This window comes from Flavobacterium davisii (assembly GCF_042182265.1).
Classification (GTDB): Bacteria; Bacteroidota; Bacteroidia; order Flavobacteriales; family Flavobacteriaceae; genus Flavobacterium; species Flavobacterium davisii.
Genome location: NZ_CP097869.1, coordinates 1,419,341 through 1,430,571, shown reverse-complemented (window position 1 = coordinate 1,430,571; position 11,231 = coordinate 1,419,341). Strand labels below are relative to the sequence as shown.

The following is an 11,231-nucleotide window of genomic DNA, read 5'->3' as shown; positions in this document are numbered from 1 at the left end:
TTGTAGATTTGAAAGGGTTAAAAGTTTTGTTTTTTTGCAAACCAAAAATATTTTTAATTTGCTTTGATACAAATTTAATAAAAAGTTAAGTTTTTGTTAAAAATATTTTTTATATATTGCTTATAAATATAAAACAGGTGTTTATGAAAAAAATAATGTTATTATGTTTGATATTTGTATTATCAAACACATTTGCTCAGGAAACAGAGAGTAAAACTAAAAAGTCAAACAAATCTAAGACTACAAAATTAGAAAAAACAAAAAAAGAAGTAATTCAAGCAAAAAATGAAACGGAATTAACAAAAAAAGAAAACAAAGCCTCCGTAAAAGAAAAAGCAAAAGAGGAAACCAAACAAAAGAGCACAAAAAAAGAAAAGGAAATAAAGGTTTCTAAACCTACTAAAAAAGAAAGAGAAACAATAGAAAAAGTAAGTTCTAGTTCTAAAGATAAAATGGTAGGAAAATACAAAGATCGCCCAGTATATGAAGGTCCTAGAGGCGGTAAATATTACATTAATAAAAATGGAAATAAAACCTATCTAGATGATGACCAAGTAAAATAAAAAATAGAAAATGTTCAAAAGCAACCACTTAATAATTATTCCGTATTTCAACCTAAAAGGAATTTCATTGTTAAGTTATGTCATTTTTTTATTAAAATCTTCTTTTAATCAATTGAATTAAAGGATCTAAACAAAGTCAAATGATAAAATCATTCGCTTTTGAACATTTTCTTTTTAAAATAGATCTATAGTTTTTTTTCGATAAATTAAATTTATTTAGTTTCTATGTTTAATTTTGCAATGTTTAACTTGATGAATTCAGATTGTTGGGTATTGTAAAGATGAAAAGAAATGTAATTTATTTAGGAATAATACTCTTTCTATTAATAGCTTGCCATAAAAAAGCTCAAAAAGTAATTGTACCTAAAAAAATTATAAACTGCTTAGATTCTAAAATAACTCAAAATGCAATAGTCTATCAAGTTAATATAAAAAATTATTCCGCGGAAGGAAGCTTTAACGCTTTTGCTAAAGATATTCCTAAGTTAAAAGCAATAGGAATTAAAATTATTTGGTTAATGCCTGTTCAAGAAATGGGCCATTTTAAAAGAAATATTACAAATATCACTACGCCTAAAAAAATAGAGGATACTGTAACCAAACAAATTTTAAAAGGGAATCCCTACGTCATTAAAAATTATAAAAAAATAGACCCTAATTATGGCTCAGACACGGATCTTAAAAAAATAATAAAAACAGCGCATACTAATGGTATGTACGTAGTTTTAGATTGGGTAGCCAATCATACTGCTTGGAACCATGATTGGATTACGTCACATCCTGATTTTTATCTGAAAAATAAAAAAGAAATTCTCCTTACTCCTTATCATTGGATAAACGTTGCAAAATTAAACTATACTTCTTCTGATTTACATTTTACAATGATAAATGAAATGAAGTATTGGATACAACAATTTGATATAGATGGTTTTCGTTGTCAAGTAGCTTCAGAAGTTCCTACCTTTTTTTGGGAACGAGCTGTAAAAGAACTCCGAAAAATAAAACCCATTTTAATGATAGCCGAAGCAGAAAAAGAAAGTTTATTAAAAAACGCTTTTGACATACAATATGCTTGGGAAGCACACCATATTTTAAATAGCATTGCCCAATCCAAGATGAATGTCCTAGATCTTGATCGTTATTTAGAAAAAGAAGAAAATAACTTTCCAAAAGACAAAATGCGCTTGCATTTCATCACAAATTATGATGAAAATATTTGGAATGGTACAGAATACAAAAGAATGGGACAAGCTGTAGAAGTTATGACAGTACTAACTTATATATTAAATGGGATTCCATTAATTTATAATGGTCAAGAATATGATTCTCACAAACAATTCCCTCCTTACAAGAAAGATACATTATTGCATACAGAAGGAAGAATGATGCCTATTTATAAAAAATTAGGTACGCTAAAAAAAGCATACCCCTTTTTAAATACAGGAAAAGAATCTGCTACTTCTATTCGGATTCATACAAATAACGATCGTGTTTTTTGGATGTGTAAAAGAGAAAAAAAGAATAGAAAACTTTTCTTTATAGCAAATTTATCTTCTGAAAAACAAAATTTCAAATGGCCTATCACAGGATGTTTTAAAGATTTTTTTGAAAATAAATTAATAGAAATTAAAAATACATCAGCATCTACTTTTCAACCTTGGCAATATAAAATTTTAATAAGTCCATAAAAATCACAAAATTTAATTTACCCTTTTTTGTATGCTAAAAATAGGCCATAGAGGAGCAAAAGGTCATAAAGCCGAAAACACAATCGAATCTTTTTTGAAAGCTTTTGAATTGGGAGCAGATGGTATTGAATTAGATGTACATCTTTCATCTAATGGTCAAGCAGTGGTAATACATGATCCAACCATAGATAGAACCATTAAGAACGCATCAGGATATGTAAAAAATTTCACCACAAAAGATTGTAAAAAAATGGGGATCCCCTCATTAGTAGAAGTCTTTCATATATTACCAAAAAATGCGTTTCTTAATATTGAAATAAAAGAAGTATTGGCAACAAAAGTTATAGCAGAAAAAATAGAAGAATGGGTAAGATTAGATAAAATCCAATATAAAAATGTCCTCGTTTCTTCTTTTTCTTGGGAAGCATTAGAACAAATAAAAAAAATAAATCCCAATATCATTTTAGGCGTATTAGCAGATACAAATGCGTATCAAGCATTTGAATTTGCAAAAAAAATAGGCGCTCATTCTATTAATTTATGGTTTCAATTACTAACAAGCGATTTGATACAATTAGCCCACGATCATCAAATTCAGGTTCATGCTTATACTGTAAATTCTTCAGAAGATATTATTTTTGTCAAAAAAATGGGAGTCGATGCCATTATTACCGATTACCCCGATAGAATATGATAGCAAATTACGATATAGTAGTAATAGGAGGAGGAGCCTCTGGTTTTTTTTCGGCAATTAATATAGCCGAAAAATTTCCACAATTAAAAATAGCTATTTTAGAAAGAGGAAAAGACGTACTATCCAAAGTCCGTATTTCAGGAGGAGGCCGTTGTAATGTAACCCATGCCTGTTTTGTTCCTAATGAATTAGTTAAGTTTTATCCTCGTGGTGAAAAAGAATTAAAAGGCCCTTTTAATCAGTTTTGCAGTGGCGATACAATTGAATGGTTTGAAAAACATGGAGTCACTTTAAAAATAGAAGAAGATGGCAGAATGTTTCCCATAACAGACAGTTCACAAACTATTATTGATTGTTTTTTATCAACCACTAAAAAATTAAAAATAGAAATATTTACAAATCATAGTGTACAAGAAATTTTTCAAGGAGAAGATTATTGGAAAATAACCACCAATCAGCAAGCATTCAAAACAACAAAAGTAATTATGACTACAGGTAGTAATCCTAAAATTTGGGACTTACTCCAAAAGTTAGGCCATACAATTATAAATCCAGTCCCTTCTTTATTTACTTTTAATATAAAGGATGAGCGAATTAAAGATCTAATGGGAGTATCAGCTCATGCCGCAGTAAAAATAAAAGGAACTAAACTTAAAGCATCAGGTCCGCTACTAATAACGCATTGGGGATTAAGTGGTCCTGGAATATTACGACTCTCAGCTTGGGGAGCAAGAAATTTATTCGAATTAAATTATCGTTTCGTTTTACAAGTAAATTGGTTAAATGATTTAGATTTTGATACCGTTCTGGAAGATTTAAAAGAAATTAAAGAACAAAATTTAAAACGATTAATAAATAAATTTTGCCCTTTTGACTTCCCAAAAAGATTATGGGAAAGTTTGTTAAAGGCATCGTATATCCAACCTGACACCAAATGGGCTGATTTATCTAAAAAACAATTAACAAACTTAGTACAACAACTTACCCAAGCTGAATTTATAGTAAATGGTAAAAGCACTTTTAAAGAAGAGTTTGTAACCGCAGGAGGAATTGATTTGAAAGAAGTAAATTTTAAAACAATGGAAAGCAAACACCTTAAAAATCTTTATTTTGCTGGAGAAATTCTTAATATAGACGCTATAACAGGCGGATTTAATTTTCAAAATGCTTGGACAGGCGGATTTATTATTGCTAAAAATTTAGAATTCTAGTTTGTATATAAAATGTATCTTTGCCTCCTAAAAAATCGAAATATGTTTTCTGAAAAGGATTTTATTGTATCGGATTATTCCATCACATTCACCGAGGGAGATAGTCAGTGGAGTGCTCCAAGTAATATAGCATTAGTAAAATATTGGGGGAAAATAGGGAAACAATTACCCGCTAATCCATCTATAAGTTTTACGCTTAATAATTGTAAAACGATCACAAAACTTTCCTTCGTAAAAAAGCAAAATACCGATACCTTTTCTTTTGATTTCTTTTTTGAAGGAAATCCTAAAGAAACATTTAAACCCAAGATTCAAAATTTTTTGGAAAGAATATTAGATTATTGTCCCTATTTAAAAGAATTTCATTTTATCATAAACACCTCTAATACATTTCCTCATAGCTCAGGTATTGCTTCTTCTGCATCAGGAATGGCGGCATTAGCTATGAATATTATGAGCCTAGAAAAATTAATCAATCCCTCTATGCCAGATGAGTACTTTTTTCAAAAAGCCTCTTTTCTAGCAAGATTAGGATCAGGGAGTGCTTGTAGAAGTATAAAAGGTAAAACAATAATTTGGGGAGAACATACTGATACACCCAGTAGCTCAAACTTATACGGTATAGAATTAGAAGATTTACATCCTATTTTTCATAACTATCAAGATACCATATTACTAGTAGATAAAGGAGAAAAACAAGTATCCAGTACAGTAGGACATGATTTAATGCACGGACATCCGTTTGCCACACAACGTTTTGCACAAGCACACCAAAATCTAACCCGTATTAAAGAAACCCTCACAAAAGGTCATCTAGATGATTTTATAAAAATAGTAGAAAGCGAAGCACTCACATTACATGCTATGATGATGACTTCTATGCCTTATTTTATTTTAATGAAACCCAATACATTAGAAATCATTAATAAGATTTGGAATTTTAGAACAATTACTCAAATTCCTGTTTGTTTTACACTCGATGCAGGAGCTAACGTACATATACTGTACCCAATAAACGTAAAAGATCAAGTTTTAGAATTTATTAACAATGAATTAATTATATATTGTCAAAATCGTCAATATATTTGCGATCAAATAGGTATAGGTGCAGTATTAATATAATTCGTATCTTTATAAACACTCTATACAAACAAATAAATCCTTGTTTAGGGAATTATAATGAATTTAGAAAACAATAAAAACAGATCATTTTTTAAGATCTATTAAAATAAATCTGATTAAGATTTTTAGAAGTCTAATTATAAAAAAGATACATATCAAATAAAAAAGAACGTTTTTTATAATAAAGATCAAACATTTAGTTCAAGATCCTTAAAAACAAAACGTTAACAAACAATAAAAAGCACAGTTGCGATAAAAATATTTTATAAATACTTATAGAATAAAATTCTATAGCCACTATTTTTAATATAGGACAAACCCAATAAATAAAAAAATAGCCAATATGAAAGGACCCCTTTTTTACTCAAAGATTTTATTGTTCGGTGAATACGGAATAATTAAAGACTCAAAAGGATTAGCTATTCCTTATAATTTTTATAATGGTGCCCTTAAGATAGATGCGAGTTCATCCGAAGAAGCCTTACAGTCCAATAAAAGTTTAAAGAAATTTACTTTCTATTTAAAAGAATTAGCAGAGGAACAACCTGATTTAGTGACTTTTAACATCACGGCATTAGAACAAGATGTTTTAAATGGAATGTATTTTGATTCAAGTATTCCACAAGGATATGGAGTAGGAAGTAGTGGCGCTTTAGTAGCAGCTATTTATGATAAATATGCAAACAATAAAATAACCGTTTTAGAAAATCTAACACGAGAAAAATTATTACTACTCAAAACCATTTTTTCACAAATGGAGTCTTTCTTTCATGGCAAAAGTTCAGGCCTAGATCCTCTTAATAGCTACTTAAGCTTACCTATATTAATTAATTCAAAAGACAACATAGAGGCAACAGGCATACCCAATCAAAGTATTACAGGAAAAGGAGCTGTTTTTTTATTAGATTCAGGAATAGTAGGAGAAACAGCCCCCATGGTAAGTATTTTTATGGAAAAACTAAAAGAAGAAGGTTTCCGTAAAATGTTAAAATCTCAATTCATAAAATATACAGATGCCTGCGTTGAAAACTTCCTAAAAGGAGATGTAAAGTCACTTTTCACCAATACAAAAGAACTTTCAAAAGTAGTTTTAAACAACTTTAAACCCATGATTCCAGAACAGTTTCATAATGTTTGGCAAAAAGGAATTGAAACCAATGATTATTATTTAAAATTATGTGGTTCGGGAGGAGGAGGATACATCCTTGGTTTTACAGAAGATCTAGAAAAAGCAAAATCAGCTTTAAAAGATTATAAGTTAGAAATCGTTTATCAATTTTAGTTTAATATTAAGTTAGGAGTAAATAAACCTAAACTTTTAGCGATTCAATATTCAAACAAAATAAATGTTAACGCGTAAAACAAAATTTTTTTTATTAAAAATCGTAAGTCTCATTTCCGTTGTTCGGGGGTATAATATAGCCATCATTATCCTGGCGCAATATTTTGCATCTATATTTATTCTAGCACCCGAAAAAAGAGCCTTAGACGTTGTGCTAGATTGGCGTTTATTCTTTTTAGTTTTTGTTTCCGCTTTAGTAATAGCTTCAGGCTATATAATCAATAATTTTTATGATTCAGAAAAAGATTTGATTAATAGACCCAATAAGTCCATGTTAGATCGATTGGTAAGTCAAAAAACAAAATTACAAGTATGTTTTGGATTAAACTTTTTAGCAACAGCCATTGCTTTTATCATTTCTTGGCGCGCTTCTTTTTTTTATGCCGTCTATATATTCCTAATTTGGTTTTATTCTCATAAACTAAAACGTTATTCAATTATTGGCAATCTAACAGCTTCTTTACTTACAGTACTTCCCTTTTTTGGAATCCTACTCTATTTTAAAAATTTTTACGCAGTCATCTTTGCCCACGCCTCTTTCTTATTACTATTGATTTTAATTAGAGAAATAATTAAAGATCTTGAAAATATAAAAGGTGATTTTGCTACTAATTATCAAACAATCCCCGTGCGATATGGTGAAAAGATATCAAAATATGTCATTACAATATTAGCCTTATTAACTATTATCCCCATTTATATTTTAATTGAAAAATTTAATGTAGGATATATGGAAATTTATTTTTACATAAGCATGATTGTTTTAATCATTTTTGTCCTACAACTATGGAAATCTTCAAAACATTCAGATTATATACATTTACATACTATAATGAAAATTTTAATTGTAACAGGTGTTTTTAGCATTATTTTAATAGATCCTTTAGTTATAGTACATAGTAAAATTTTATTTAACAGTTAAATATTTTTATTATACAATTTAAATTTCTAATTTACTGACTATCTTTGCACAAAAAATAATAGTTGCAATGATAAAAGGAAGAGGAAATAATAAAAGATCGAATACTAAACCTACTTTTGGTAAACGAGAAGGAGGGAATGCTAAACCTAATTTTAAAAAATCAAATTTAACAAATGGTAAGCCCAAATTCGAACGTAAACCCAAACTAGTTACTTCATTAGAAGAAGAAGAAATTCGCTTAAATAAATATATTTCTAATTCAGGAATTTGTTCACGACGTGATGCCGATATTTATATCCAATCTGGTAATGTAAGAGTAAATGGAGAAGTTGTAACAGAAATGGGATACAAAGTAAAAACAGGCGATGTCGTAAATTTTGATGGAAGTGTCGTAACCCCAGAAAAAAAAGAATACATACTATTAAACAAACCTAAAGGATTTACTACTTCAAAAGAAGAAGATTTAAATGCTAACAATGTTCTGGATTTAGTACGTGGCGCTACTAAAGCCAAATTACAACCTGTTGGACGTATGGATAAAACTACTACAGGATTGTTATTATTCACAAATGATACCGATATGGTACGCAAATTTACACAACCCAATCAGCGTTCCCCTAAAATTTATCAAGTTACATTAGACCGTAATCTAAAATATGAAGACTTAGAAAAAATCCAAAAAGGATTATACATCAATGAACATAAAATAATGGTAGATGAGGTATCTTATATCGAAAATGCACCCAAATCAGAAGTTGGATTACAAATAAAAACGGCCAATGTAAAAATTGTACGTTCTCTATTCGAATCATTAGAATACAATGTTTTAAAAGTAGACCGTGTAGCATTTGCAGGCTTGACAAAAAAGAATCTACCTCGTGGAAATTGGAGATTTTTAACCAATCAAGAAATAATTAATTTAAAAAATATATAAGTTAAAGCCTCTAAAAGAGGCTTTTTGAATAAATGTATGTTACAGTATATCAAAAAGTTTAAATGGCTAATTACAGGATGCTTCTTTATTGTTTTAACAATAATTAGTTTACCTTTCTTATTCCCGGATTTTATTACTCAAAAAGTAAAAGAGTATGCTAATCAACACATAAAAGGAAATATCAACTTCTCAGATGCTCAACTTTCCATTATTGAACATTTTCCAGCATTAACACTTTCTTTTGAAGATTTTCAACTAACAGGAGCTGCCCCATTTGAACAAATTAATCTGATTAAATCAGACGAAATAGCATTTGGTATTGATGTTCAAGAACTTTTAAAAGGAAAAATACACATTAATAAATTATTTTTAGATAATGCAGAAATTAATGTATTAGTTGACAAAAAAGGACATGCAAACTACAATGTATACGAAAGCAAACCAAATAATCAAACAAAAAAAGAAGAAGACACCTCTATTGAATTAAAACAAATTGCTATCAACAATGCACATATAAAATACAATGATGCCTCAGCACAAGTAATGGTAGACGCATTAGGTTTTGATTATTTTGGCAATGGAAGTCTAAAAAATAAAATTTTCGAAATTAAAACAAAAGCCAGTATCGAAGCTTTTGATTTCACTTTTAAAGGGGAAGAATACCTAAAAAACAAAAAAGTAGATGCCGATTTAGTAACCAAAGTTAACACACAATCTTTAGCTTTCGTTTTTCAGCAAGATAACTTAATGATTAATAAATTGCCCGTAGATTTTACAGGTAATTTTGACTTCTTGCCCAATGGTTATAGAATGAACTTTTTAATTAAAACCGAAAATAGCAATTTAGAAGACATTTTTACAGCCTTACCCCCTAAGCTAATTACTTGGATGGAAAAAACAACCCTAAAAGGCACAACAGATGCCGTTTTATCCCTGAAAGGTGATTTCATAACAGATCAAAACAAAAAACCCAATATGAAACTTGATTTGAATCTAAAAAATGGATTCATTCAATACGATGGTGCTCCCTTTCCTCTAGAAAAATTCAATACCGATTTACATATTCAATTACCTCAACTAAATCCAGAACTATTATCTATTAAAATCCCTGTAATCCATTTTGACATTGGAAAAGGACATTTAAATGGAAAACTTGAAACAGTAGGACTTTCCAAGCCTAATATAAAAGCTAATTTAGACACCGATCTAGATTTGAATTATTTAAATCAAGCAATTGGATTTTTACCTGATTATCAGCTAAAAGGAAATTTAAAAACACATTTAAACATACAAGGAGTACTTGATACGAAACAAAACAAATTACCCTTAACAAAGGCCTTTTGCTATTTAAAAGATGGCTATTTAAAAACGCCTTTTTATCCTAAACCTATCGAAAAAATAAATGCTATTGTTGATCTAAATATAAAAAAGAACTTACAAACCACACAGGTAATATTAAAACCTTTACGTTTCTTTTTTGAAGGACAACCTTTAACCATTAAAGCTAATATTAGCGATATGACCAATGCTAAATACCAAGTTAGTGCCAATGGAGGAATTAATTTTGGAAAAATTTACAAAGTATTTGGTACAAAAGGACATACTATTGAAGGTTTTGCTCAAGGGGCTGTTTACTTAAAAGGAAAACAGAGCGATGCTCAACTAGGACATTATAATAAATTAATAAATAAAGGAAAATTTTATTTGAGTAATGTAAGAACTACCTCAGAATATCTTCCTTTACCATTTTATATCACAAAAGGAATCTTTACTTTTAACAATGATCAATTACAATTTACCAACTTTAATGCGAAATATGGTCATAGTAACTTAAAATTTAATGGATATGTACAAAATATCGTAAACTTTTTAACCCAAGACAAAGGAGTCCTAAAAGGACAATTTCAGCTTCAAGCCCCTTATTTAAACGTGAATGAATGGATGATGCCTGTAAACAATAAATTAAAAAGTAACACTTCAACCAAAGAAACAATAAAAGGAGTCGTTATGCTACCTAAAAATTTAGATTTAAATTTTGATGCGTCAGTAGATCGAATTTTATTTGATGACTTAAACATAAAATGCCTACAAGGCAAAACAAAGCTTAAAAATGGCGAAATTACCATTGCAAATGGTTCTTGTTTAGTAATTGATAGCCCCGTTATATTTGCAGGTAACTATAAAGCAAAAAACACCAAAAGAGCGCAATTTGGAATGGATCTATCAGTAGAAGAATTTGATGTAAAAAAAGCTTATAAAGAAATTAAATTATTTAGAGAAATGGCAACAGCTGCTGCCAATGCAGAAGGAATTATTTCTTTAAAATATCAACTAAAAGGCATTTTAAATGACGATATGTTTCCTGTTTTTCCTTCTCTACAAGGAGGAGGTGTTGTAGGAGTCAAAAAGGTAAAATTAAATGGGTTTAAATTACTTAAAGCGGTAAGTAACTCAACAGGACACAGCGGTATTGATTCTGGCGAAGTAAATGATTTTGAAATTAAAACATGTATCCAGAACAACTTAATGGAAATAGATCGTTTTAAATTTAAAATAGCAGGATTTCGTCCACGTATAGAAGGAACCACCAGTTTAGACGGTAAGCTCGCTTTAAAAATGCGCTTAGGATTGCCGCCAATGGGTATAATAGGTATTCCCTTAAAAATAGAAGGAACCAAAGACAAACCCAAAGTAAGACTCGGATCCAAAGTAAATCAATTAGAAAATGAACAATATAAAGAAGAAGGGGAGTAAA

The 11,231-nt window shown here is 29.3% G+C and carries 9 protein-coding genes; all 9 read left to right on the top strand.

The features are described 5' to 3' along the window. Positions 1 to 143: 143 nt before the first annotated feature. The 9 genes from NAB20_RS05975 (at position 144) to NAB20_RS05935 (ending at position 11,230) form a co-directional block, all read left to right on the top strand. Entirely contained in the window at positions 144 to 563 is a 420-nt protein-coding gene (locus NAB20_RS05975) for a hypothetical protein (RefSeq protein ID WP_127823540.1), read from the top strand. A 281-nt stretch (positions 564 to 844) separates the two neighbouring features. Further along, positions 845 to 2,251, top strand: coding sequence for an alpha-amylase family glycosyl hydrolase (locus NAB20_RS05970; protein WP_146105926.1), 1,407 nt, complete (start codon positions 845 to 847; stop codon positions 2,249 to 2,251). Between the two features lie 31 nt (positions 2,252 to 2,282). Continuing rightward, positions 2,283 to 2,945, top strand: a complete 663-nt coding sequence (locus NAB20_RS05965) for a glycerophosphodiester phosphodiesterase family protein (protein ID WP_127823538.1) — start codon at positions 2,283 to 2,285, stop codon at positions 2,943 to 2,945. Beyond that, on the top strand, positions 2,942 to 4,156 hold the full coding sequence (locus NAB20_RS05960; RefSeq protein WP_105196326.1) for an NAD(P)/FAD-dependent oxidoreductase: 1,215 nt from the start codon (positions 2,942 to 2,944) through the stop codon (positions 4,154 to 4,156). Before NAB20_RS05965 ends, NAB20_RS05960 begins: the two co-directional genes overlap by 4 nt. Before the next feature lie 42 nt (positions 4,157 to 4,198). After that, entirely contained in the window at positions 4,199 to 5,278 is a 1,080-nt protein-coding gene (locus tag NAB20_RS05955; protein WP_375605689.1) for a diphosphomevalonate/mevalonate 3,5-bisphosphate decarboxylase family protein, read from the top strand. A gap of 343 nt (positions 5,279 to 5,621) precedes the next feature. Then, positions 5,622 to 6,560, top strand: coding sequence for a mevalonate kinase (locus tag NAB20_RS05950; protein ID WP_105196328.1), 939 nt, complete (start codon positions 5,622 to 5,624; stop codon positions 6,558 to 6,560). 64 nt (positions 6,561 to 6,624) lie between these two features. Next, complete coding sequence (locus NAB20_RS05945; protein ID WP_375605688.1) at positions 6,625 to 7,542, top strand: geranylgeranylglycerol-phosphate geranylgeranyltransferase; 918 nt, start codon at positions 6,625 to 6,627, stop codon at positions 7,540 to 7,542. 67 nt (positions 7,543 to 7,609) lie between these two features. Further along, entirely contained in the window at positions 7,610 to 8,476 is an 867-nt protein-coding gene (locus tag NAB20_RS05940; RefSeq protein ID WP_088391393.1) for a pseudouridine synthase, read from the top strand. A gap of 36 nt (positions 8,477 to 8,512) precedes the next feature. Then, positions 8,513 to 11,230, top strand: coding sequence for an AsmA-like C-terminal region-containing protein (locus NAB20_RS05935; RefSeq protein WP_375605687.1), 2,718 nt, complete (start codon positions 8,513 to 8,515; stop codon positions 11,228 to 11,230). Position 11,231 lies beyond the last annotated feature (1 nt).